This is a genomic window from Pelomonas sp. Root1217 (assembly GCF_001425705.1).
Classification (GTDB): Bacteria; Pseudomonadota; Gammaproteobacteria; order Burkholderiales; family Burkholderiaceae_C; genus Pelomonas.
This window is the reverse complement of sequence record NZ_LMDC01000023.1, coordinates 365041-389128: the sequence shown is the minus strand read 5'-3', so window position 1 is coordinate 389128 and position 24088 is coordinate 365041. Positions and strand designations below refer to the sequence as shown.

The 24088-nt window shown below is 68.4% G+C and carries 22 protein-coding genes; 14 read left to right on the top strand and 8 right to left on the bottom strand.

Going from position 1 to position 24088, the window contains the following annotated elements; translation table 11 throughout:
- Positions 1 to 37: 37 nt before the first annotated feature.
- Positions 38 to 892, bottom strand: a complete 855-nt coding sequence (locus tag ASC95_RS16065) for an ABC transporter substrate-binding protein (RefSeq protein WP_057298721.1) — start codon at positions 890 to 892, stop codon at positions 38 to 40.
- A 2-nt stretch (positions 893 to 894) separates the two neighbouring features.
- Complete coding sequence (gene pedF, locus ASC95_RS16060; RefSeq protein ID WP_057298720.1) at positions 895 to 1356, bottom strand: cytochrome c-550 PedF; 462 nt, start codon at positions 1354 to 1356, stop codon at positions 895 to 897.
- Between the two features lie 241 nt (positions 1357 to 1597).
- Here pedF and ASC95_RS16055 point away from each other — a divergent pair, with 241 nt between their 5' ends.
- The 6 genes from ASC95_RS16055 to ASC95_RS16030 all read left to right on the top strand — a co-directional run bounded on the left by ASC95_RS16055 (position 1598) and on the right by ASC95_RS16030 (position 7313).
- Positions 1598 to 3736: a sigma-54-dependent Fis family transcriptional regulator gene (locus ASC95_RS16055; RefSeq protein WP_235537945.1), complete on the top strand. Its 2139-nt coding sequence runs from the start codon at positions 1598 to 1600 to the stop codon at positions 3734 to 3736.
- A gap of 197 nt (positions 3737 to 3933) precedes the next feature.
- The gene (locus ASC95_RS16050) at positions 3934 to 4869 is read left to right on the top strand and encodes a pyrroloquinoline quinone biosynthesis protein PqqB (RefSeq protein ID WP_057298718.1); all 936 of its coding nucleotides are present in this window, start codon (positions 3934 to 3936) and stop codon (positions 4867 to 4869) included.
- A complete protein-coding gene (locus ASC95_RS16045) occupies positions 4866 to 5510 on the top strand; it encodes a hypothetical protein (protein ID WP_057298717.1) in 645 nt (214 codons plus the stop codon). Before ASC95_RS16050 ends, ASC95_RS16045 begins: the two co-directional genes overlap by 4 nt.
- Positions 5510 to 6118, top strand: coding sequence for a hypothetical protein (locus ASC95_RS16040; RefSeq protein ID WP_057298716.1), 609 nt, complete (start codon positions 5510 to 5512; stop codon positions 6116 to 6118). Before ASC95_RS16045 ends, ASC95_RS16040 begins: the two co-directional genes overlap by 1 nt.
- Positions 6115 to 6609, top strand: a complete 495-nt coding sequence (locus ASC95_RS16035) for a hypothetical protein (RefSeq protein WP_057298715.1) — start codon at positions 6115 to 6117, stop codon at positions 6607 to 6609. Before ASC95_RS16040 ends, ASC95_RS16035 begins: the two co-directional genes overlap by 4 nt.
- A 2-nt stretch (positions 6610 to 6611) precedes the next feature.
- On the top strand, positions 6612 to 7313 hold the full coding sequence (locus ASC95_RS16030; RefSeq protein ID WP_057298714.1) for a hypothetical protein: 702 nt from the start codon (positions 6612 to 6614) through the stop codon (positions 7311 to 7313).
- A gap of 331 nt (positions 7314 to 7644) precedes the next feature.
- Here the strand turns inward: ASC95_RS16030 and ASC95_RS16025 are convergent, their stop codons facing one another.
- The gene (locus ASC95_RS16025) at positions 7645 to 10080 is read right to left on the bottom strand and encodes a glycoside hydrolase family 2 TIM barrel-domain containing protein (RefSeq protein ID WP_057298713.1); all 2436 of its coding nucleotides are present in this window, start codon (positions 10078 to 10080) and stop codon (positions 7645 to 7647) included.
- Between the two features lie 92 nt (positions 10081 to 10172).
- Between ASC95_RS16025 and ASC95_RS30745 the strand changes: the two genes are divergently transcribed.
- The 3 genes from ASC95_RS30745 (at position 10173) to ASC95_RS16015 (ending at position 12767) form a co-directional block, all read left to right on the top strand.
- Positions 10173 to 10337 (top strand): hypothetical protein, encoded by a 165-nt coding sequence (locus ASC95_RS30745; RefSeq protein ID WP_157256344.1) that lies wholly within the window; start codon positions 10173 to 10175, stop codon positions 10335 to 10337.
- Between the two features lie 515 nt (positions 10338 to 10852).
- Positions 10853 to 12001, top strand: a complete 1149-nt coding sequence (locus tag ASC95_RS16020) for a hypothetical protein (RefSeq protein ID WP_057298712.1) — start codon at positions 10853 to 10855, stop codon at positions 11999 to 12001.
- Between the two features lie 22 nt (positions 12002 to 12023).
- Positions 12024 to 12767 carry a hypothetical protein gene (locus tag ASC95_RS16015; protein WP_057298711.1) on the top strand — a complete coding sequence of 248 codons (744 nt, stop codon included), beginning with the start codon at positions 12024 to 12026 and terminating at the stop codon, positions 12765 to 12767.
- A 251-nt stretch (positions 12768 to 13018) separates the two neighbouring features.
- Here the strand turns inward: ASC95_RS16015 and ASC95_RS16010 are convergent, their stop codons facing one another.
- The gene (locus ASC95_RS16010) at positions 13019 to 13327 is read right to left on the bottom strand and encodes a high-potential iron-sulfur protein (RefSeq protein WP_057298710.1); all 309 of its coding nucleotides are present in this window, start codon (positions 13325 to 13327) and stop codon (positions 13019 to 13021) included.
- 68 nt (positions 13328 to 13395) lie between these two features.
- A complete protein-coding gene (locus tag ASC95_RS16005) occupies positions 13396 to 15144 on the bottom strand; it encodes a PQQ-dependent methanol/ethanol family dehydrogenase (protein WP_057298709.1) in 1749 nt (582 codons plus the stop codon).
- A 400-nt stretch (positions 15145 to 15544) separates the two neighbouring features.
- On the opposite strand from ASC95_RS16005, the gene ASC95_RS16000 reads away from it, so the two are divergent.
- Both ASC95_RS16000 and ASC95_RS15995 read left to right on the top strand, forming a co-directional pair.
- Positions 15545 to 17068 (top strand): aldehyde dehydrogenase family protein, encoded by a 1524-nt coding sequence (locus ASC95_RS16000; RefSeq protein WP_057298708.1) that lies wholly within the window; start codon positions 15545 to 15547, stop codon positions 17066 to 17068.
- A gap of 34 nt (positions 17069 to 17102) precedes the next feature.
- Positions 17103 to 17480 carry a DUF779 domain-containing protein gene (locus ASC95_RS15995; protein WP_057298707.1) on the top strand — a complete coding sequence of 126 codons (378 nt, stop codon included), beginning with the start codon at positions 17103 to 17105 and terminating at the stop codon, positions 17478 to 17480.
- A gap of 1 nt (position 17481) precedes the next feature.
- Here ASC95_RS15995 and ASC95_RS15990 read toward each other — a convergent pair whose 3' ends face one another.
- Positions 17482 to 18132, bottom strand: coding sequence for a hypothetical protein (locus ASC95_RS15990; RefSeq protein ID WP_057298706.1), 651 nt, complete (start codon positions 18130 to 18132; stop codon positions 17482 to 17484).
- Positions 18133 to 18318: 186 nt separating this feature from the next.
- On the opposite strand from ASC95_RS15990, the gene ASC95_RS15985 reads away from it, so the two are divergent.
- Together ASC95_RS15985 and ASC95_RS15980 are read left to right on the top strand one after the other, a co-directional pair.
- On the top strand, positions 18319 to 18882 hold the full coding sequence (locus ASC95_RS15985; RefSeq protein ID WP_057298705.1) for a flavodoxin family protein: 564 nt from the start codon (positions 18319 to 18321) through the stop codon (positions 18880 to 18882).
- Positions 18883 to 18931: 49 nt separating this feature from the next.
- Positions 18932 to 19414, top strand: coding sequence for a GNAT family N-acetyltransferase (locus ASC95_RS15980; RefSeq protein WP_157256343.1), 483 nt, complete (start codon positions 18932 to 18934; stop codon positions 19412 to 19414).
- Positions 19415 to 19601: 187 nt separating this feature from the next.
- On the opposite strand, the gene ASC95_RS15975 is transcribed toward ASC95_RS15980, so the two are convergent.
- Positions 19602 to 20873, bottom strand: coding sequence for a glycerophosphodiester phosphodiesterase family protein (locus tag ASC95_RS15975; RefSeq protein WP_057298703.1), 1272 nt, complete (start codon positions 20871 to 20873; stop codon positions 19602 to 19604).
- A gap of 183 nt (positions 20874 to 21056) precedes the next feature.
- Here ASC95_RS15975 and ASC95_RS15970 point away from each other — a divergent pair, with 183 nt between their 5' ends.
- Complete coding sequence (locus tag ASC95_RS15970) at positions 21057 to 22832, top strand: S8 family peptidase (RefSeq protein ID WP_057298702.1); 1776 nt, start codon at positions 21057 to 21059, stop codon at positions 22830 to 22832.
- On the opposite strand, the gene ASC95_RS15965 is transcribed toward ASC95_RS15970, so the two are convergent.
- Complete coding sequence (locus tag ASC95_RS15965; RefSeq protein WP_057298701.1) at positions 22826 to 24088, bottom strand: glycoside hydrolase family 10 protein; 1263 nt, start codon at positions 24086 to 24088, stop codon at positions 22826 to 22828. The two genes, ASC95_RS15970 and ASC95_RS15965, sit on opposite strands and share 7 nt — an antisense overlap.

Sequence of the window (24088 nt, the reverse complement as noted above, 5' to 3'; positions counted from 1 at the left end):
GGGTATCTCCAGATGCGGTCGTGCCGGCTCTTGCAACTCAGGCCGGGCGCCAGACCACTTTGTACTTGGCAAAAATCTCGCCCACGCGACCTTGCTGTGTCAGTTGGTTCAACGCGTCCTGCAGCGCCTCGGCGAGGTCGGTGGCGTCGCGCTTCACGGCCATGCCTGCCGCCCAGCCGTCGCGCGGCGCACGCGGCGACGGCAGGGGCTCGATGCGGTAGGCCGCGTCGCCAGCCAGCACCGTCTCCAGCTCCGAGGCCAGGCCGGCGGCGGCGGCCACTTCGCCGCGCTGCAATGCGCGGGCGGCCTCGCAGCCGTCCTTGAACTGCGTCAGCAACTGCTCCCGGTAGGCGCCTCCGTCCGCACCGATCATCAGCCAGCCGGCCAGCGTCTGCCCGGCCACCCCAACGCGGCGTGTGCCGAGCTGGGACAGCGTCTCCAGCCGTGGCAGCTCATCCACACGCCGCGCCAGCATGACGCGCTCACGGTAGTAGGGGCCGAAGATGCGGGCCTGCGGCGTGGCCTCGATCAGCGGGCGGTCCACCGGCACGTGCATCAGCACGTCGGCCGGGCCGTGGCCGAGGTAGTGGCCCTTCCAGACCATGTTGCGCAGGTCGTCGTTCATGTTCTCGTCGGCATTGAAGGCCAGCGGCGCGAACTTGACGCCCAGGGCTTCGGCCAGCGCCTGGCCCAGCTCCATGTCGATGCCCTGGCCCTTCACGTGGAAGGGCGGCATGTCCTCGTACAGGCCGACGATGAGCCGGCCGCGCTCGCGCACCTGGGCCAGCGTGGCGGCACCGGCGTCGGTGCCTGCGAAAGCGGCGGCTCCGAGGGCCAGCAAGCCACGGCGGCTCAGAAGACCACGGGCCGCGGCAGGTTTGGGGGCCAACATGTTCACAGCGGCTTCTCCCGACGCACTTCCAGGTAGGCCTTGATCGCCCACATCGCTTCCTGCGTGAACACGCCTTCGAAGGGCGGCATGTAGACGGCGCCGTTGCGGCTGCGGCCGTGGCGGATGGTGTTCAGGAAGTAGTCGTCGTTCTCCTTCACGCAGGCGGCCTTCTTGGCGTCGTCCTTCAGCGTGGCGCAGTCGTTGTCCAGCCGGCGCAGGTCGGGCGCGATGCCACCCGAGATGGCCTCCAGGCCGTGGCAGCGCGCGCAGTTCTGGTTGAAGGCCGAGCTGCCGATCTTGATGGCGGCCTCGTTGCCGCGAAAGGGGTTCTCGGGTCGCCAGCCTTCGCCCAGCTGGGGCAGGCCGGTGGTGTCGACGGCCTGGGGGGTGACGTCGCCGTGGGCCCAGGCCACGACGGCCGCGACGCACAGGCTGCCGGCGAAGAAGCGGGGATGGAATTTCATGGGTTTGTCTCCGGTCGTTGTCTAGGTTTGCAGGCCAGCGAGGGCTCTGTCCCTGTGCTGCAAGCGACATGCCAGGATGGAACTGCTCCAACTTGGAACAACGACCGTGTCGGCGCTTGACGCGCGTCAATGGACAGGCGATGCGCTTTGGGACACGATGGCCGCCAGACACAGACAGGCGCGGCACCGACCGCGCCGCCGCCGAGACAAGCCTGCAACAGGCAGGCGCATGAGAGCCTCTATGCCCACCATCGAGACCGAAGCGCCGGCCAGCCCGGCGCCGCCGGGGCCCCCACGACAGGCCTTCATCGAGCGCAGCCACCAGCGCAGCGAAGCGCTGGGCCTGAAGCGCCACGAGAAAAGCGGGCTGGACCCGATGATCCGCAGCGACCTCAACCTCGCGCGCGAACGCAACCAACGCCTGTACACCCACGCCGCGCCGGTGATGCAGCTGCTCTACGAGCAGATCGTCAACACCGAAAGCATGATCGTGCTGACCGACGCGCAGGGCACCATCCTGCACGCGGTGGGCGACGACAGCTTCCTGGCCCGCGCCCACCGCGTGGCGCTGGCGCCGGGTGAGAACTGGGCCGAGCATGCCAAGGGCACCAATGCCATCGGCACGGCGCTGTTCGAGGAGGTGCCCACGCTCGTGCATGGCGGCGAGCACTTCATCCACGCCAACAACTTCCTGACCTGCTCGGCCTCACCCATCTTCGACCCGCGCGGCAACATGCTCGGCGTGCTGGACGTGACGGGCGACCACCGCGGCTACCACCAGCACACCATGGGCCTGGTGCGCATGTCGGCCCGCATGATCGAGAACCACTGGCTCTCGGACGACTACAACAACCGCCTGCGCCTGCACTTCCACAGCCGGCCCGAGTTCATCGGCACGCTGCTCGAAGGCATCCTGGTCGTGTCGCCGGAAGGCCGGCTGCTGGGCGCCAACCGCGCCGCGCTGGACCAGCTCGGCGTCAGCGGCGCGGAGCTGCGCATGCGCAGCCTGAGCAGCCTGCTGGGCACGACGCCGGCGGCCATCTACGACCATTTCCGCATGCCGATGTCGCCGCCGATGCAGCTGTGCCTGCCTACGGGCCAGAGCTTCTTCGTCAGCGCTCGCTTCGACTGGCCCTCTCGCCCGGTGGTGGGGGGGCTGCGCAATGCGGAGATGGCCGACGTCATCGATGCGCGCGAGCCCTCGCAGGGCACCAGCTCGCTGCGCGAAGGCGAATGGACTGGCGGTGTGCCCAGCCCGGACGCGCCGGCCCAGCCGGCGGACATGGTGGCGACGGCGGCCACGGCCAACGGCGCCCAGCGCTTCTCCGGCCTGCAATACCTGCGCACCGGCGACCCACAACTGGAGACCGTCATCCAGAAGGTCAAACGCGTGCTGGACCGCGGCATCCCGCTGCTCATCCTGGGCGAGACCGGCACCGGCAAGGAGTTGCTGGCCCGCGCGGTGCACCACGACTCGGTGCGCGCGCGCCAGGCCTTCGTGGCCGTGAACTGCGCGTCCATCCCCGAGAGCCTCATCGAGGCCGAGCTGTTCGGCTACGAGGAGGGCGCCTTCACCGGCGCGCGGCGCAAGGGTGCGCCGGGGCGGCTGGTGCAGGCCAACGGCGGCACGCTGTTCCTGGACGAGATCGGCGACATGCCGCTGCCGCTGCAGGCGCGCCTCTTGCGCGCACTGCAGGAGCGCAGCGTGACGCCGCTGGGCAGCACCAAGTCCATCGCGGTGGACATCGCCGTCATCGGTGCCACCCACCGCAACCTGCGCGAGATGATCGCCGCGCAGAGCTTCCGCGAGGACCTCTACTACCGCCTCAACGGCCTGGCCCTGCGCCTGCCGGCGCTGCGCGAACGCACCGACGTGGAAGCCATCGTGCGGCGCATCCTGCAGGCCGAGCGCCCGCAGGACACGCCCGAGCTCAGCTCCCAGGTGCTCTCCATGTTCCGCCGCTACCAGTGGCCGGGCAACATCCGCCAGCTGGCCAATGTGCTGCGCACGGCAGCGGTGATGTCGGCGGGCGAGCGGCTGGTGACGACGAATCACCTGTCGGACGACTTCCTCGAAGACATGCAGCGCGCCGTGGGTGGGCTGACCCCGGCGCCGCCCCCCGCGCTGGCGCCGGCCTGGCCGCCCTACGAGCCGCATGCTGCGCTTCCGGCCCCTGCACCCACTGCAACTGCGGCGGCTTCGGCAGCGGCCGTGGAGCCGGCGAGCGCACGCACGCTGGAGCAGGCCGAGATCGACATGATCCGCGCCACGCTGGACGCCGTGGGCGGCAACATCTCGCTGGCGTCCAAGCAGCTGGGCATCAGCCGCAACACGATCTACCGCCGGCTGCGCTGGAACACGCCCGACAAGCCGGAGTGAACGTTGTTCCCGGGCCTCAAAGCAGGCCCGGGACTTTCCCGGGGGAGGTGCTGCACGGCGCTGTGCCGAACTGGAGCAAAACCCCTCATTGACGCCGGCTGCAACGGCGTTCTGGCAAGGCACGGGTCTTGCACCTCTGGGTGCATCGACCTGCTGACTGCCTGCTCCATGTCCCGTCTTCTTCTGCGCAGCTTCCCATGAAGCTCCTCGTCCTCGGCTCCGGCGCGGGTGGCGGCTTCCCGCTGTGGAATTGCCATTGCCGGCTGTGCAGCAGCTGGCGCCGCGGCGAGCTCGACGCCAGCGCGCGCACGCAAAGCGCCATCGCCATCTCTCAGGACGGCCGGCCCGGCGAGGGCTGGCTGCTGATCAACGCCAGCCCCGACCTGCCGCAGCAGATCCGCGCCACGCCCGCGCTGCAACCCGTCCACGCGGGCGACATGCCCATCCGCGCCGTCGTGCTGCTGGACTCGCGGCTGCATCACGTGGCCGGGCTGCTCTCCTTGCGCGAGAGCCGCGAGCTGGAGGTTTACGCCACGCCGCTGGTGTTCGAGGACCTGACCGCCGAGCTGCCGCTGCTGCACGTGCTGGAGAGCTACTGCCGCGTGCGCTGGCGCATGCTGCCCATCGCCGGCGACGTGCGCAGCGCCGCCTTCGAGATCCCGGGCTTCCCGGCGCTGAGCTTTGCCGCCGTGGCAGTGCCGGCGCGCGCGCCGCGGCATGCGCGGCTGCGCAGCGAGGCGGCAGGCGAGTGCATCGCGCTGCAGGTGCAGGACCTGCGCACGGGCCGGCGCGTCTTCCTGTCGCCGGCGCTGGCCGAGGTTGGCGAGGCCGAGCTGGCCTGGATGCGCCAAGCCGACTGCGTCGTCGTCGACGGCAGCTTCTGGACCGAGCACGGCATGCAGGAGGCCGGCATCGGCTCGGTCAGCGCCAGCGACAAGGGCCACCTGCCGCAAAGCCGCCACGGCGAGCGGCCCGGGATGATCGACGCGCTGCAGGCCAGCGGCGCGCCGCGCAAGGTGCTGACCCACATCCACCACAGCAACCCCATCCTCGACCGCCGCGGCGCCCAGCGCCGCGAGCTGCTGGCGCACGGCATCGAGGTGGCACATGACGGCATGGAGATAGAGCTGTGAGCACACTGATTGCGGTCCAACGCCCGTCGCGCCCGGCCGAGCCGCTGTGGCTGGAGTGGCTGACCCTCGTCGGCGGCCTGGCTTTTTGCACCTGGCTGCTGGGCGTGCGCGGCGTCTGGGCGCTGCTGCTGGGCGCAGACCCGACGGGCCTGACGCTGGTCATCATGGCCGTCTTCCTGTGCTCCACGCTGTGGTGCGGCCAGCGCTCGCGCGAGCTGCAACGCCAGCGCGCCTTGCTGGCCGACCCGCGGCTCGCCCGCGCCGACGAGGCCTGCTGGGCGGCCGAATACTTGGGCGCGCCTGGCGACATCGCGACCGAGCTGCTGCTGGAGCACAGCCACGGCCCACATGGCACCGCCTGGTGGGTCAACGGCATCCAGCTCAAGCTCGGGCTGCTGGGCAAGGTCATCGGCTTCTCGATGCTGGCGCTGACCATCGGCAAGCTGCAGAGCTTCGACCCCGCGCAGTCGCAGGAGCTGCTGCGCAGCCTGACGGCGGGCCTGGGCGTGGCGCTGCTGACGACCATGGTGGGCCTGGTGGGCAACATCCTGCTGGGTTTGCAGCTGACACGCCTGGACCGTTTCGCCGATGCGTTGGTGGCTGATATCCAGCGCACGGCGCTCCGAAAGGACGGTGCGTGATGCGACGCCTGCGCCGAGGCTCTCGCGAAGCCGAGGTCGACCCCTTCTACGACATGCTGTTCAACCTGCTGATCGGCTTCGTCTTCTGCTTCATCGTGGCGTTGCTGGCCATGAACCCGCGCGCCACCAAGGCGGGCGACGTGCCGTCCAAGGCCGAGTACCTGATCAATGTCGTCTGGCCCGACAACAGCCCCAACGACATCGACACCTGGGTGCAGGACCCCGGCGGCAACCTGGTGTGGTTCCGCCAGCGCGAGGCCGGGCTGATGTACCTGGACCGCGACGACCGCGGCGACGCCAACGCCGCCACCATCGTCAACGGCCAGCGCATCCAGAGCCCGTTCCGCCAGGAGGTGGTGACGCTGCGCGGCCTCGTTCCTGGCGAGCATGTCGTCAACGTCCAGTACTACCAGTCCAACGATGGCCAGCCGGTGCCTGTGACCGTGACGGTCATCAAGGTCAACCCGCGCGCCGATGTCGCCTTCCACGGCACGGTCAAGCTCGCCCGCAAGGGCGACGAGGCCACCGCCGTGCGCTTCACGCTGCAGCCCGATGGCAGCGTCGTCAACGTCAACACCCTCCCCAAGAGCTTGATGCAAAGATCATGACCCTGCCCATCGTCCTCAGCTTTGCCGCACTGCTGCTGCTGTGTCTGCTTGCCCTGCTGCAGTCGCGTTGGCCGGTGTGGCTGCGCGGCCTGCTGGTGGTCGGCGTGAGTGCTTTCTACTTCTACGCCGAGGGCGCCATCCACACGCTGTGGGGCTGGCCCAGCGGTGACCCGCTGCCCGAGCGCTTCGTGCTGCTGGCCGCCGTCATCGAGGAGCCCGCCGGCAAGCGCGACGGGGCGCTCTATGTCTGGGTCAATGCCGTTGAAGACGGCAAGCCCGCCGCCCAGCCGCGCGCCTACCAGTTGCCTTACAGCAAGGACCTGCATGCCCTGCTCAACGAGGGCCTGAAGAAGGTGCGCAACGGCATCGCCCAGCTCGGCACCGCCGAGCCCAAGGTAGGTCGCAAGGGACTGGCCTGGCTGCGACCGGGCAGTGATGAGCAGCAGGTCAAGCTGCGCGACATGCCGCTGCCTCAACTTCCAGAAAAATGAGCATGCGCCGTCGTTTTCTGTTCACGCTGATCGCCTTGACCGGCTGCGGCCGCACGTCCGACAGCCAGTCCTGGTTCCCGCTCGAAGCCGGCCACCGCTGGACCTACACCGTCACGACGCGCAGCGGCGCGGACACGTCCGAGCGCGAGAGCCTGACGCTGCGCACGCTGGGCTCGGCAACGCTGGTGCTGGACGACCAACCCGCCTGGCAGCGCCGCAGCGACAGCGGCGTGAACTACTGGCTGCGCGCCGATGACGCCGGCATCGTGCGCGTGGCCAGCAAGAGCGACATGCAGGCCGACCCGGTGGCCGATGCGCCGGGCCGCTTCGTGCTGAAGGCGCCGTTCGTGGTCGGCACGCAATGGCAGGCGCCGACGACGGCCTACTTGCTGATGCGCACGGCCGAGTACCCGCGCGAGATCAAGCACAGTCACCCGAACATCCCCATGACCTACGAAATCGAGGCGGTTTCCGAGGTGGTGCGCACGCCGGCGGGCAGCTTCTCGCCCTGCCTGCGCGTGCGTGGCAGCGCGACGGTGAAGATCTTCGTCGACGCCATCACCGGCTACCGCGACCAGCCACTGACGACGCTGGAGTGGTATTGCCGCGGCGTCGGCCTCGTCAAGCTGGAACGCAGCGAGCCGTCCACCTCGCCGATGCTGGTGGGCGGCTCACGAACGCTGGAGCTGGAGTCCTGGCAGTAATACCTGCGGCCCGAGTGCTGGGCCGTTCCCTCGCGCCGCACACTGCGACCCGGCCGTGTCGGCCGAGGGAGCAAAAGCCTGTGTTGGATGGCCGCAATGTGCCGGCCGCTGACGTGCTGGCCGCCGCCCGCGCCATGGGCGGCCCGGCCTGGGTGGTGGAGATGAAGCTCGGTAGGCTGGGGTGAGCATCGCGAACCCCAGCGTCTACGCGCCGGTACCGTTGGGGTTCACTTTGTTCACCCCAACCTACGGGCTGCGAGCACCGTCGTCTGCGCGATCAGGCGCAGGCCGAAGGATGCGCAGTAAAGCGGTGCGCTGCGCTACTGCGGTTTCATCGCGCAATCACATCGAGCCGCATCCGCTGCGTCGGCAGGCCCTCGACGGCAACTTCAACCACGATGGGGCCGGGCGAAGCGCCCGCGCGGACTGCCGCCACCATCCGACCGTGGAAGGTCTTGCGTTCGCCCGATTGCAGGCTGCTCGCATCGACGGGGTCGCCGTTGCCCGCGCCGCCCAGCACGCCGGCGCCGGTCACGCTGACCTTCACCTGGCGATCACCAGCGAGCGCGTAGATGGGAACGCCGTCGCTGTCGGCCAGCTCGATCGTCACGTAGGCCAGGTCCTCGCCATTGGCCTTCAGCTGCGACCGATCCGCGGTCGCCTTGAACGCCGCCGGCAGCCCCGCCGTGCGCAGCTCCCACTGGCCAGCGCGCCTGCCGTCCCGGTAGCCGACCGCCAGCAGGCGGCCCGGCGCATAGGGCACGACGAACCGGGCCCTGTATTCAGTGGCGAGGCCTACGGCCTGCCGCCCCAGGCTCTTGTCGTTGAGGAAGAGTTCGACCTCCGGGAACTCCGAGTACACCGCGACGTTTAGCGGCCTGCCTTCCTGGCCGCCCCACGACCAGCTGGGATGCACGTCCTCCAGCGTCCAGTCGCTGTGCGGGTCGCCTTCCGGGAAGGGGTAGTGCGGGAAGGCGCGAGTGCCAGCCGGCTGCTCGACGAAGGCCGCGATCGGGTCGATGCCGGTCTTCCACAGCACCTGGCGGTAATAGGCGGCGGGACGCTTGCGCCCGGTAGCGTCGATCTCTCCGCAATAGGCCAGGTGCCACGGATAGGGGCCCCAGGTCTTCCAGTCCTGCTTGGCGTTCACCCAGCCGATGCCGGCCTCGCCGAGGTAGTCGAAGGAGGTCCACACGAAATCGCCGATCACCCACGGCAGGGTCTCCACCGGTCGCCAGTAGTTGAAGGCGTAGCGGGACAGGGACTCGCCGCTGTACATGACGCGCGACGGGTATTGCTCGTGGTCGCGCTCGAACAGGTGGGGCATGTAGTTGTAGCCGGCCGCGTCGAGCTCGCCATATGCGCTGGCGATCGTCGGGGAGTCGATGCTGACCGCCTGGGTCACCGGCCGGGTCGCGTCGAGCTGGCGGACCCGCTGGACCAACATCCGTGCGGTCTTCGCGCCCTCGGGCGTGCCCTGCTCCCGGATCTCGTTGCCAATGCTCCAGAACAGCACGCTGGGGTGATTGCGGCCGCTGATGATCAGGCTGTCCAGGTCCTTCTGCCAGTTGTCAGCGAAGAAGCGCGCGTAGTCGGCGCTGGTCTTGCTGTTTCGCCAGGCGTCGAAGGCCTCGTTGATGACCAGCATGCCGAGCTCATCGGCAGCGTCCAGGGTGGCTTGGCTCGCTGGGTTGTGGGCGTTGCGGATGGCGTTGTAGCCGGCCGCCTTCATCAGCGCGACCTTGCGTGCATCCGCATCGGGAAGCCCGGCGGCGCCGAGCATGTAGTTGTCGTGGTGGATGTTGCCGCCGCGCAGCAGGACCTTCTCGCCATTGATGCGCAAGCCGTTTTTCGCATCGATCGCCACGGTACGGATGCCGAAACGGGTCAAGCGCACATCGGTCGCGACGCCGTTGACGCGCACCTCCTGGCGAAGCAGGTAGAGATGCGGTGCCGATGGCCCCCACAGCCTGGGGCTGTCAACGACCAAGGCTTGCCCGGCATCCACTTGGCCGCGGGCCGGCACGACATAACGCTTGCTGGCGCGAGCGACCGTCTCGCTGCCGTCGACACTGGTCACGGCCGTGACCACTTCCACCTGCTGTGACTTGGCCTGGCGGTTGGCGAGGCGTGTGCGAATGTCCAGGTCCGCCCGTTGAGCGGTCGCGGTGCGGGTCGTAACCGCCACGCTGTCGGGGTCGACGTGCACCGGGTCCAGCAGTTCCACAGCCACCGGGCGGATCAGGCCCGAACCGGCATACCAGCGCGACGACGAGTCCACATGGCGCGCCCGTACGACGATGACGTTGTCGCCCACCTTGACCTTGCCTGTCAGGTCCAGCGTGAATGCGGTGTAGCCGTAGCGATGCTGTCCCACAGGCTCGCCGTTCAACCAGACTTCAGAGTCCATGTAGACGGCTTCGAACTTGAGCCGGACCACGCGGGCGGCTTCGGCCGAAGTCAGCGTGAGGTGACGCCGGTACCAGCCGGTGCCACCAGGGATGTAGCCGGAGTCGCGGCCACCCACCGTGGCGGGATCAAAGGGCGGCGACCCGTCCGCCTTGTCCAGGATGGAAAAGTCGTGCGGCACGGCCACCTGGCGCCATGCGCCGTCGTCGAAGTCGGCCCGCTCCGCGCCCTTGACCTCCCCCGCCATGAAACGCCAGCCCATTGAAAGACGGCGTTCCTCAGCGGCCGACGTGATCGAGACGAGCGCCAGCATCAGCGCCCATGGCAGGCGGCGCGTGAACTTGTTGAGCCTCAACATCAATTTGTGTCCAATGAAAATCTCAAGAGGCAGCCCCAGCCCCCACAGAGCTTCGTCCGAAGTCAGCGGGCTGCAGCCCGTAGGTTAATGGGATGAGCATCGCGAACCCCAGCGTCTACGCGCCGGTACTGTTGGGGTTCACTTTGTTCACCCCAACCTACGGGCTGCCGCTTTGCAGCGGTTGCCGTCACCGGCGATCAGCCGCCGAATTCACGATGCCTGGTATGAAGCAGTCGCTGGTGCACCTGGCCGGCTGACGGCTTCAACGACTGGTCTCGAAGATGCTGCGGTCGTCCATCCCAGCGGCCTGCGACTGATGCCCTCGCGCCGGAAAGTCTGCTGCCCGACTCGTCGGAACGGCGCTGCCGACCCGTTGCAGTCGGTCGAGGTTCCTGGCCGAAGAGCAAACATAGTTTGCCGCTCTTCACGGCGAGCGCGCCGTGTTCGCGGGGTGCCACGGGCACGCCTCTTTGATGCCGGGCTGCAGGCGCAGCGCGTCCATCGAAGGGGCGGTTCACCAACCCGTCGAGACGGCGATCGGCCGTCTCCATCTGCAGCACCGGCTCGGCGCGCGGGCCCGCTGGGCTGCATGAACCCGAGCGCGTCCGATTCCGCAGGACCCGGCAGTTCAAGCGCAACGGCCTGCCTGTATCGCTTGGAAACAGCCATGGCAGGCCGGGGCGTCCAGACTCACAGACAGTCGGCACTTGACGGAATTGCTGCGGCATTCCCAAGTCTCAGATGCCACCCGCTGCCCAACCGGAGAAACAACATGCCCAACGCGTCCAATTCCAAGCTGCGCGAAGTTAGTGCCGATACGAAACAAGAGTCGTCGAACAGGGTGCCCGTGGTGCGTGCCATCGATGTCGGTTTCGGTCTCGTCAAACTGAGTTTGCGCAAGGGCGCCGACTTAGCCTTCATCAACTTTCCGTCGATGGCGATTCCGGCCGACGCCAGCGCGGTTCGCACGCTGGGGACGCGCCGGCGCGACACTTTTGATGTGCCGGTGAACGACGCCAACTACGAGGTGGGCCGCGACGTCGGCCTGGCGCAGGCCGGCGGCAGCTTCGGGCGCGACGTGACGGACGAGTTCTACCGCGGTGTCATCTACGAAGCCCTGACCAAAGGTGCTCTGCGTTACATGCTGGAAGCTGGCGACCCGGTGATCGATGTGCTCGTTCTCGGCTTGCCCGTCAACCAGTACAACGACAGCAAACGCCGCGACTACCTGCGCTCGCGCTACGAAGGCGAGATCCCGGTCGGCGACGACAAGAAGATCAAGGTCAAGAAGGTTCTGGTGCAGGCCCAGCCGATGGGCGGCTACGCCGCGCTGGACGCCCACCTGGACGAACTCAACGAGGTCATCGCCAGGACACCGGGGGCACTCAAGCCGCTGGCCAGCGGTGAAGCCCTGGACGACCTGTCGGTGTTGATGATCGACCCCGGCGAGCACACGCTGGACTGGCTGCTGATCCAGCAGGGCAGCATCAATCCGCGCGCTAGCGGCGCGGCGTCCGACGCCGGGCGCCACCGCGTCGTGCGCTCGGTGCTCGACTCGCTAGTGGCCGAGGTCGGCCGGCCGCTAGGCCCGGCTGTCATGCCGCGCATCAACGATGCGTTGCGCAGCGGCAGCCCGGTCAAGCTGGCCGGCGTGGCCCACGACCTGCAGCCCTTCGAGCCGGTCATCATGACGGTGATCGAAGACTCGATCAACCGCATGATCGATGGCCTGCGCGACGCCCACGAGATCATCGATCTGATGGTGCTGGTGGGCGGCCACCCTGAGCGTTACCGCGACGTTCTCGTCAAGCGGTTTCCGGCAATACCGGTCTTCATCATGCCCGACCCCATGGCGGCCAATGTGCGCGGCTTTCAGATGATCGGCGAGGCCGTGTCGGAGGAACAAGCGGCCAGTGCCTGACCTGCGCGCAGGGCAAGTAACCATGGCCGTTCTTCACCTGCAGTTCGACGTCGACAGCGAGGTCCATCCCGAACTGCACGCGATGCTCTCGGCCATCGGCAGCAGTCTGTCGCAGGAGGAGCGGATGCGCCAGTTGGCGGCGATGGGGCTGGTCTGGGAGCGCTTGCGCCTGCAGGCCTATGGCCGCATGGAAGTGCCGGACCTGGGCAACGAATCGTCAGCCGCGCGCGAAGGCAGCGGCTCGTCGCCCCATGTGCCCGCGGCTGCCCCGGCGCGGGCCGTGCCGCGAGACGACGCCACGACGGCCCGGCACACCGACCTAGCGGGCTTCGTCGATCTCAGCGATACGGTGGATCTGACACATCTGGAAATTCCTGGTCCGAACGAGGGAGACGATGGCCGATCCGGACACCACGTTGCCAGCCACGATGTCGTGAGTGCGGAAAACATGGACAGGGCGGTGCAGATCGCCGCGGTGCATTTGCAGCCCCCTGGCGACATGCCGGAGCTGCTGCCGCTGCACAAGATCCGCAGCGTCGTGCAAGAGCCGCCCGTGCTGACCGAAGTGATCGGTGCGCCCGAACCGCCCGACATTAGCGCCGTTGTCGCGCTGGGAAACGAAGCCCTGCCCGACGCGGGACACGCTGGCCGCGGCGGCACGATACCCGGCGGAGCCCATATCCACGAACTGGCGCCCGCGCGCAAGACGGCCACACGCTCGCGTTTGATGCGGATGAAGGAAAAGGGCCTGTTCAAGAACGAATGAGAGGCGGGGGCGCCTGCAGGCGCTTCGGGCGCTTCGGGCGCGTCAAGCCCAGCGCTACGTCCTGTGCGCCTGGGCGTCAGGTCCCGGATGTAGAGCGGTATTTCGCCCGCCGGGGCGTCGAATGACCGAACGGGCGGTGGCAGCAGCCACCGCGCCGCCAGAACTGGAAGTCGGCAGCCAGCCTGAAGCCGACAGCCGCTTTTCCATGTGACCGACCCAGTGGGCTCCTGTTCCGCGAGCCCGGCTTGGGCTCAGCCCGGCGCCTTGACCCACGCATTGCACCAGCCGTTCTTCGCGACCTGCGCCTTGCGGCCGAACATCGCGCAGCCGCTCCACGCGTCGGTGGGTTTGGCCTGCCAGAACTGGCAGTTGGCGCAGTGCTGGCTGGCCTGGTGCTTGGGGAACTTGGCGGTGTCGACCTTGGTGGTGTCGTGCCGGTAGCCCAGGGCGACAGCGGTCTCGCTGGCCTCGTCCACAGGGGTAGGCGTCTGCGCCACGGCGGGGCAGGCCAGGCAGGCCGTCGTGGCCTGCAGCATGAAGATGCGGCGGGTGGGATGCATGGGAACCTCGGGGAATGAACGTGGCACCGGCCTGCACAGGCCGGCGCCTTCATGACGAAACGAGCGGTTTACTTGGGCAGCTTGAACACCCAGACCATGCCGCCCTGCTCCAGGAAGCTGACCTTCTTGGCCACGTCGCCGCCCCACAGCGGCACGGCGCCGCCCCAGCCCGACACGACGCTGATGAACTGCTCGCCGTTCTGCTGCCAGGACACCGGCGGCGCGACGACGCCCGAGCCGGTCTGGAACTGCCAGACGACCTTGCCGGTCCTGGCGTCAGCGGCCTTGAGCCAGCCTTCCGGCGTACCCCAGAACACCAGGTTGCCGGCCGTGGTCAGCACACCACCCCACAGCGGCGCGTTGTTCTTGACCTCCCAGACGATCTTGCCGGTCTTGGGGTCGACCGCGCGCAGGGCGCCGATGTAGTCGTCGTTGAGCGTCTTGATCGTGAAGCCCGCACCCAGGTAGGCGGCGCCCTTCTTGTAGGCGATGGGTTCGTTCCAGATCTCCATGCCCCATTCGTTGGCGGGCACGTAGAAGAGCTTGGTGTCGGGGCTGTAGGCCATGGGCATCTGGTTCTTGCCGCCCAGGAAGGAGGGCGACGAGAACACCGAGTTGCCCTTCTTGCCGTCGGCGCCGGCGGTCGGGTCGCCGGGGCGGTTCTCGGGCACGAAGTTGGGCCGGCCGGTCTTCAGGTCGATGCCGGTGGCCCAGCTGATCTTCTTGACGAAGGGGAAGGCGTTGGCGAGCTGGCCGTTGGTGGCGTCCAGCACGTAGAAGAAGCCGTTGCGGTCGGCCTTGGCGCCCATGCGCTTGCCGTCCTGGTCGAAGGTGATGAACTCGTTGACGCCGTCGAAGTCCCAGCCGTCGTTGGGTGTGCCCTGGTAGTGCCACTTGATCAGGCCGGTCTTCACGTCGATGGCGACGGTGGAGCAGCTGAACAGGTTGTCGCCCTGGCGCAGGTGGCTGTTCCACGGTGCCGGGTTGCCGGTGCCGAAGTAGGCCAGGCCGGTCTTGGGGTCGTAGGTGCCGCCCAGCCAGGTGGCCGCGCCGCCGGTCTTCCACAGGTCGCCGGGCCAGCTCTTGCCCTGCGTGCCGGAGATGCCGTTCTCGTGCTTCACGCCGGCCTTGTCCCAGGTGTAGCCCATGTGGCCTTCGACGGTGGGGCGGGTCCAGACCATCTTGCCGGTCCGGGGGTCGCGCGCTTCCACGCGGCCGACCACGCCGAACTCGCCGCCCGACACGCCGGTCAGCAGCAGGCCCTGGGCAATGATGGGCGCGGCCGTGGCCGAGTAGCCGGCGGCGTAGTCGTCGATCTTTTCCTTCCAGACCACGTCGCCGGTGGCCTGGTCCAGCGCCACGAGTTGGGCGTCCAGCGTGGCGAAGATGACGAGGTTGTCGAACAGGGCGGCGCCGCGGTTGACGACGTCGCAGCAGGGCATGATGCCGTCGGGCAGGCGGTGCTCGTACTTCCACAGCTTGGCGCCGGTGGCGGCGTCCAGCGCAAAGATGCGCGAGTAGGAGGCCGTCACGAACATCTTGCCGTTGTGGATCAGCGGCTGCGACTCCTGGCCGCGCTGCTTCTCGCCGCCGAAGGAGAAGGCCCAGACCGGCGACAGCTTGGCCACGTTGCCGACGTTGACCTGCTTGAGCGTCGAGTGGCGCTGGCCCTGCGTGCCCAGGCCCCAGGACAGCACTTCCTGGCCCGACTTGGCCGAGGCCTCGATCATCTGGTCGGTCACGGCGGCGGCGGCACTGCCGGCGGCCAACAGGCCGAAGCTCACGGACAGCAGTGCGGCGAGAGGGTTGAGTTGCATGGCGTTGTCTCCTTTGTTGATGGATATGCACCGCCAAGCCGATGCGGCGTGCGGATGGCCGGTCAAGGCGCAAGCTCCATGCCAGTTGAAATCGCGGTGTTTTCGCGGCGCGATGGAGCAATGCGGCGGCGCGCGGGCAGGGTTGCACCGGGGCCGGTGTCAACGCCATGAGCAGGCTGCGCCGCGCTGTGACAGCGGCCGCTGGAGCACTCCCGCCGCTGCTGCCGTCTTTGTTTGCGCAACGCTGTGCCGTCTTGTGCCTCACTGCTCCAACCTGCAACAGCTGAAGGGTGATTTCCCTTGGCTGCGGCTCGTGCAGCGGGCCCTGGCGTACCCGGCGCGTGTTGGCACGGGTTCTGCGTTGATGGACATGCCTCAACCCATTCGCAGGAGACAAGCCATGACTGTTTACGCCGCCCCCGGCGCTGCCGGCGCCAAGATCGCCTACAAGGCGCGTTACGACAACTTCATCGGCGGCAAGTTCGTGCCACCCGTGGAGGGCCAGTACTTCGACGTCATCACGCCCATCAGCGGCAAGGTCTACACCCAGGCCGCGCGATCGAGCGCCGCCGACATCGAGCTGGCACTGGACGCCGCGCACGCCGCTGCCGCCAGCTGGGCGGCCGTGCCGCCGGCCGAGCGGGCCAACCTGCTGCTGAAGATCGCCGACCGCATCGAACAGAACCTGGAGCTGCTGGCCTACGCCGAGACCGTGGACAACGGCAAGCCCATCCGCGAGACGCTGAATGCCGACATTCCGCTGACGGTGGATCACTTCCGCTACTTTGCCGGCTGCGTGCGTGCGCAGGAAGGCGCGCTGTCCGAGATCGATGGCCACACCATCGCGTACCACTTCCAGGAACCGCTGGGTGTCGTCGGCCAGATCATTCCGTGGAACTTCCCCATCCTGATGGCGGCCTGGAAGCTGGCGCCGGCACTCGGCGCGGGCAACTGCGTCGTGCTCAAGCCCGCTGAGAGCACGCCGATCAGCATCCTCGTGATGGCCGAGCTGATCGCCGACATCTTGCCGGCGGGCGTGCTGAACATCGTCAACGGCTACGGCCGCGAGGCCGGCATGCCGCTGGCCACCAGCAAGCGCATCGCCAAGATCGCCTTCACCGGCAGCACCGCCACCGGCAAGGTCATCGCGCAGGCGGCGGCGAGCAACCTGATCCCCGCCACGCTGGAACTGGGTGGCAAGAGCCCCAACATCTTCTTCGAGGATGTGATGGCCGAGGACGATGCCTTCCTGGACAAGGCCATCGAGGGCCTGGTGCTGTTCGCGTTCAACCAGGGTGAGGTCTGCACCTGCCCGAGCCGCGCGCTGATCCAGGAGAGCATCTACGACAAGTTCATGGCGCGGGCACTGAAGCGCGTGGCCGCCATCAAGCAGGGCAATCCGCTCGACACCGACACGATGATGGGCGCGCAGGCTTCGGCCATGCAGATGGACAAGATCCAGACCTATCTCGCGCTGGGCAAGGAGGAGGGCGCCAAGGTGCTGATCGGCGGCGACCGCGCACAGCTGGGCGGCGACCTGGCCGGCGGCTACTACATCCAGCCGACGCTGTTCCAGGGCAACAACAGCATGCGCATCTTCCGCGAGGAGATCTTCGGCCCGGTGCTGGCCGTGACCACCTTCAAGACCGAGGCCGAGGCGCTGCAGATCGCCAACGACACGCCTTACGGCCTGGGCGCGGGCGTGTGGAGCCGCGACGGCAGCCGCGCCTACCGCATGGGCCGCGCCATCCAGGCCGGCCGCGTGTGGACGAACTGCTATCACGCCTATCCGGCGCATGCGGCGTTTGGTGGCTACAAGGAGTCGGGCATCGGCCGCGAGACCCACAAGGCCATGCTCGACCACTACCAGCAGACCAAGAACCTCTTGGTCAGCTACAGCCCGAACGCATTGGGCTTCTTCTGAGCGGAGCCGGGGCGGCTCAGGCCGCCCCTTTGCGATGACGGATTCCATTCCCCGCGTGCAGGCCACGGAGGCCGCGCAGGAGCTGATCGCGCAGTTGCGCGAACTGCACGGCGAGCTGCTGTTCTACCAATCGCACGGCTGCTGCGCCGGCAGCGCGCCGATGAGCTTTGCCGTGCACGAGCTCAAGCTGAACGCCGGCGACCGCCAGTTGGGCGAGGTGGGCGGCGTGCCGGTCTATGCGAGCGAGGGCCAGTGCGACTACCTGGCCGGCCTGCAGATGACGCTGGACGTGGCGCCGGGCAACAGCGGCAGCTTTGGGCTGGAGGACGGCTCGGGCCGGCACTTCATCGCGCAGTTCCGGCTGTGGACTGACGAGGAGGTGCCGCAGCTGGCACCGATCATCCCAGCCTGATTCAGTGCCGGCGGCTTCGCACCAGCGGCAGCACGCCGGACATCAGCAAGGCCAGCATCGCCAGCGGCAGCGAGCCGGGCAGCGGCAACTGGTTGGTGGTGCGCATGGCCACGCGCAGGTTGTCCAGTCCCGTCTCTTCGTTGCCGCCATTGGCTTCGTGGGCCTCGGTCCACCGGAAGGACGCGATGGCGCTGGTCGAGATCACGCCGACGAAGATGGGTGCGCCGCTGCCGCCGGAGATGGCGAGGTCCTGCGTCGTGCCGTCGGCGAAGAGGAAGGACAGCAGGCCTTGGTCGACCGCAGTGCTGGGCACGCCCGGGCTGGATTCGAAAGCGGTGATGTCCAGCGCTGCGGCCAGGAAGGGCAGCGCGTAGTGGCCTTCGAAATAGGCATTGCCAAGGTTGCGCGCGCCAAAGGCGGTGGCCGTCTGCGCGAAGGCCTGCATCGGGCCGAGGTTGCTGGTCAGCGTGACGCCGGGCAACACCGCCACGCCCGTCAGATTGGTGCCGGACGAATAACCGGAGAAGTCCTGCGTCTGCACCGCCCCGCTGATGGCGCCCTGCCATGCCGCCAAGCTGTTGTAGACGGACACGCTGGCGGCCTGGGCCACGCCCAGCGTGGACAGGGCAAGAGCAAGGAGGGCGCGGCGCATGGTGGGTCTCCCGGAGGGGTGTTGCACCATTGGGCGACTGAAGTCCTGCCGGCGCCCACCCCAGACTCTGGGGGACGCCCCGCAGATGAAGGGGGGGCAGCCGGCAGGCTGCAGGCTTGCCCCGCGGCAGGCAAAGGGCATGGGCTCAGCGCCATCATTTGGCCTCGCCCAAGATCCCCCGACGCCATGACCGACCCCGCCGCACGCCGCATCCTCGTCCTCCTCGCCAGCACCCGCGCCGACGGCAACGCCGAACTGATGGCCCGCGCCTCGGTGGCGGCGTTGCCCGCCGCCACCGAGGTGCGCTGGCAGCGCCTGGCCGAGCTGGACATGCCGCCGTTCGAGGACATCCGCCACAGCGTGGGCCAGTACCCGGCACCAACGGGCGATCTGGCACGCCTGCTCGACGACACGCTGTGGGCGACCGACCTCCTCGTCGCCTCGCCGCTGTACTGGTACAGCCTGCCTGCGCCGCTCAAGCTCTACCTCGACCACTGGAGCGCCTTCATGCGCGTGCCGGGGCTGGACTTCAAGGCGCGGATGGCCGGCAAGGCGATGCATGTGCTGTGCGCCACCAGCAGCGGCGACGAGCCTCACCTGGCTGCGCCCTTGGTGGACAGCCTGCGCTTCAGCGCCGGCTACATGAAGATGCGCTGGGGCGGCGCCGTGCTGGGCGATGGCACGCGGCCGGGTGACGTGCTGAAGGACGAGGCCGCGCTGGCCGCTGCGGCGAAGCTGCTGCTGGCGTGATCGCCATGACCTCAGACTGACGGCCGACCGCTCAGTTAGGCTCGGGCCCATGCTGCACTTTCGCCCGCTGTTCTCTCAGGACCAGTCCACGCTATGGGACTGGCTGCACATCGCGCTGTGGGACCCGCCGCCCGCGCCGCTGCGCCCGCGCGAGGTGCTGGACAACCCCGGTGTGCGCATCTACGCCGAGGACTGGGGACGGCCGACCGACATCGGCCTTGTCGCCGTGCGCGACGGCATGGATGCGGGCGCCTGCTGGTTGCGCGTGCTGCCCGAGGGCGTGGGCCTGGCGTCGGTGGATGCGAACACGCCGCAGCTGGGCATCGGCTTGTGGCCGGCCTTCCAGCGCCAGGGCATCGGCAAGGCGCTGATGCTGGCGGCGCTGGATGCCGCCTGGCGGGCGGGCCATGCCCAGGTCGCGCTGACCGTCCACCCCGAGAACCCGGCGCGGCGCATGTACGCCAGCTGCGGCTTCGAGGAGGCGGGGCTGCGTGGCAGCTACCACCTGATGGTGGCGCGCCAGACAAGCTGATGTCGTTTGATCCCCGCGGCGAAGCGCGCGGGCCACCCAGCGACCACCGTGGAACCGGCTTCGCCGGGCCACTGGTGGTTGCCAAAGCCGGAGGCCTTGTCCTTCGCCAGGCACAAACAGTCCTCAGGACTGTTTGTGTCCGGGCTCAGCCCCCTTGAGGGGGCCGGCGAAGCCGGTAGGGGGTGGGCTATTTTTGCCCGGTGCAGTTGGCGTAGAAGCTGACGGTGGCCGGCCAGTCCGAGAACACGCCGATCACGCCGACCTGCTCGGCCAGCACGTCCAGCATGCGGAACATGTCGCTCTCGCGGGTGATGGCGCTGTCATAGGTCTGGTAGTAGGAGCCGTTGTTGCCGTCGGCCAGGATGCCGCTGCGCTCCAGCGACCAGGTGATGATGTCCAGGCCGGCGGCCTTGGCGTTGCGCGCGTATTGCGAGGGCAGCAGGTTGCCGCTGGTGTCGGCGGCCAGCAGCATCCACAGCGGCGGCGCGACGATGCGCACGCCTTGAGCACGGTAGGCCTTGAGCTGCTCGGCGGTGGGCACGTCGGCGGGCACGTTGGCGTCATCGAGGTAGACGGCCTGGCGGCCAAAAGACGGCTCGTTCTTGATCCAGTACAGGATGTCGTTGAGGTCAAAGCTCTGCGCCCACACGTCGCGCGCCGGCACGCCGGCGGCCTTGTGTTCGTCGATCATCTTCTGCGCATAGGCGGCCTGGCTGAAGCCGTCGAAGGGCATGGGCACGCTGGGCGACTTCAGCTCGGGCGTCATCTTCACGCCGAGCTGCTTGAACAGCGCGATGGCTTCCTTCAGCGTCAGCAGCGTGCCGCTGGTGGGGCCGGCGTAGAGGTCGGTGCGAAAGGCCGGCGTGCCGGCCATGTACTCGGCCACCGTGCGGCCGCGCGGGTTGAAGGCGTCCATCTTGCCGCGCAGGGTCTTGAACTCGGCCAGCGTCAGCTCGCTGGTGCGGCATTCGGCCGCAGCGGGTGCGATGAGGGTGCCGGCGGCGTCGAAGGCGGCGGGCGTGAAGGGCTTGATGCATTTGCTCGCCAGCGGCGTGGCGAGGATGTTGGTGGTCGTGTGCAAGTCGTTCTGCGCGTGGCGGCAGACCAGTTCCTTGTCCTTGGTGAAGGTCACGTCGCACTCGACGATGCCGGCACCCATGCGCACGGCGGCCTCGTAGCTTTCGCGGGTGTGTTCGGGGAACTGCAGCGGCGCACCGCGGTGGCCGATGGAGAACAGCGTGGGCCGGTAGCTCTCGCGCGAGGCGGCGCAATGCTGCAGCCGCTTCTTCAGCGGGCTGTCGTTCATCTCGTTGACGAGGAAGAAGGGGCGCGGGCCGAGCTGCACGCTGGCAATGCCGGCGTTGCCACCGCGGCGGTCGCCGTCGGCATCGTGGGCCCAGGCGGGCAGGCTGGCGGCGGCGAGCAGCAGCAGTGCGAGGCGGGTGAGGGTGCGGCGCATCAGAGGTCTCCGTTGGATCAACCATGGCAGGCTAGGCAGCCGCCGTGAAGCCGGCATGACAACGGCGCCTGGGCGGGCAAGCTAGGGGGCGCGCGCAACAAACGAAACCAACCGCATGCAACGCTGAAGCGGGGCTGCAACGCGCGCTGTCGAGCATGAGGGTTCTTTGACACGGAGCCTTCCATGCACTCGAACTACAAGCCCTTCGCCCTCAGCTTCATTGCCGCCGCACTGTTCAGCGTGATGAACCCAGCCTCCAGCCAGCCCCAGACCCGCACAGAGCCGCAGGCTGCCGGCCTCATCATCAAGTTCAAGGACGGCATGCGCACGCCGTTGGCGGCCAAGGCGGCGCTGCAGGGCTTTCGGGCCATGAGCGAGGCGCGCGGTCAGCGCGTGGCCTTCGATCGCGAGAGCGCACTCGGCCATCGCGTCATCCGCCTCGCCCAGCGCGTGCCGGCCGGCGCGCTGGCGCAGTTGGCGCGCGACATCCAGCTGTCGGACGCCAGCATCGAGTCCGTCGAGATCGACCATGTCCTGCAGCCTACCTTCACGCCCAACGACACGAACTGGGCCAACCAGTGGGACATGAGCGACCCGACCGGTGGCATCAACGCGCCCAAGGCCTGGGACATCGGCATGGGCTCCGGCGTGCGCGTGGCCGTGCTGGACACCGGCGTGCTGCCGCATGCCGACATCGCAGCCAACCTGCTGCCGGGCTATGACTTCATCACTGACAGCACCCGCGCCGGCGACGGTGGCGGCCGCGACACCAACGCCAGCGACCCCGGCGACAACGTCACAGCCGACCAGTGCGGCGCGGACAAACCGGCCCAGAACAGCAGCTGGCACGGTACCCATGTCGCCGGCACCATCGCCGCCGTGGGCAACAACGCGCTGGGCGTCACCGGCGTGGCGCCCAAGGCCAAGATCGTGCCGGTGCGTGTGCTGGGCAAGTGCGGCGGTGCCACGTCGGACATCGCCGACGGCATCGTCTGGGCCGTGGGCGGCTCGGTGGCCGGCGTGCCGGTCAACGCCAACCCGGCGTTGATCCTCAACCTGTCACTGGGCGGCGAGGCGGCCTGTGCCAGCATCACGCAGTCGGCCATCACCTATGCCCATAACAAGGGGGCGCTGATCGTCGTCGCGGCCGGCAACGACAACCAGGACGTCGCCAAACAGACGCCGGCCAACTGCAAGCATGCGACGGCCGTGGCCGCGACGAACAAGGTCGGCGCGCGCTCCAGCTATTCCAACTATGGCGACATGGTGGACATCGCAGCGCCCGGTGGCGACGCAACCTACGGCAACGTGCTGTCGCTGTCCAACTCCGGCATGAGCGGCCCGGTGGCCGACGGCTACAGCTGGCTGCGCGGCACGTCGATGGCGGCGCCTCATGTCGCCGGTGTGGCCGCGCTGATGGCGGCCGTCAACGTGACGGTGCTGCCCGCAGGCATGGTCTCCTTGATGCGGTCCACCGCGCGCGCCTTCCCGGGCAGCTGCACGGGCTGCGGTGCCGGCATCGTCGATGCCGAGCAAGCCATCATCGCCGCGCGGGGCTTGCGCCTGGAGCGAGAGCCCAACGACACGCTGGCCCAGGCCCAATACGTGAATGTGTTCCCGGCGCGGGTGCGCGGCACGCTGCAGCCGGCCTACCCGCAGAACGTCGACATCTACTCGGTCAACCTGGCCGCCTCGACGACGCTGCAGACCACGCTGACGCTGGACCCGCCGACGCTGCTGGATATCTTTGCCTTCAACGCGACGATGGAGCTCCTGGACGCCAGTGGCAAGCTCATCAAGAGCGCCGTGCTGATCGGCGGCAAGCCGGAAGTGAACTACTTCAACGCGACGGGCAAGACGATGGCGGTCTATCTGCGCGTGAAGAGCACCTCGTCGACGGTCAGCACCAGCGATCGCGGCTACGAAGTGCAGCTGCGCAAGCTGACCTACGCTTATTGAGGCGCGGCCGCGTACTGCCGGCGCAGCGCGTCGGCAATGCCGCGGCGGTTCTGCGCCAGCGCCGCCATGCTGAAGTGGATGTGGCCGCTGCCCGGCGAAGCGCGCCGGATGATGTCGATCTGCGCCAGCACCTCGTCGGGCTGCCAGCTCTTGTCGGTGTCGTTGATGCGGCTGGTGAACAGGCCCGGATGGATGGGCCGGCCCAGGGGGTTGGACGCGCGCCAGGCCTGCAGCAGCGGCTCGAAGGACTGGGCCGTCTGCGAGCGCGGCCAGTAGAGCTGGGGCGCGAGATAGTCCATCCAGCCTTCACGCAGCCACAGCTCCACGTCGGCATAGAGCTTGTCGTACTGGCTGAAGCCACTGATGCCGGCCGGGCGTGCGTCGGGCTTGGGAATGCCGAAGGGGCTGACACCGACGCGCGTGCCCGGGCGCACTTCATGAGCCAACGCGTAAAGGCGCTGCACCAGGGTGTTGACGTTGTAGCGGCGCCAGTCGTGCCGGCCCAGGGACCCGCCCTTGCCCGTGTAGCGTTGCCAGCTCGCCTCGTCGGGGAAGTCGACCTCCTGCTTGGTGGCCGGATCCGTGATCGGGTAGGGGTAGAAGTAGTCGTCGATGTGGATGCCGTCGACGGCATAACGGCTCAGGATGTCGCGCGCCACGGCCAGGGTCTGCTCGGCAGCGGCGGGCTCGCCGGGGTCCATCCAGAGCTGGTCGCCATAGCGCTTGACCCAGTCGCGGCTGCGGCCGATGTGCGTCTCGGCCAGCGCGGATTTGGCCGTGCTGTGCCGCGCGCGGTAGGGGTTGATCCAGGCATGCAGCTCCAGGCCGCGGGCACGGGCCTCGGCTAGCCAGACGGCCAGCGGGTCGTAGCCGGGGTGCTGGCCCTGGGTGCCGGTGAGGTATTCGCTCCAGGGTTCCAGCTTGGAGTCGTAGAGGGCATCGGCGCTGGTGCGCACCTGCAGGATCAGCGCGTTGAGGCCGATGCGCACGGCGATGTCGCACAGGGACTTGATCTCGGCCTGCTGCGCTTCAGCGCTCAGGCCAGGCTTGCTGGGCCAGTCGATGTTGGCGACGGTGGCGATCCAGGCGGCGCGCCATTCGCGCGGCGGCGGGGCCAGCGCGGTGGCGGCCGATGCTGCGGGCGCGGGCGGCGTGGCCGCCAGCGCTGCCTCGCCCGGCGGCACGGGGGCGGGCGCCGTGGCGCAGGCGGAAAGCAGCGGGACGGAGGCGAGGCTGAGCAGGTCGCGGCGTTTCAT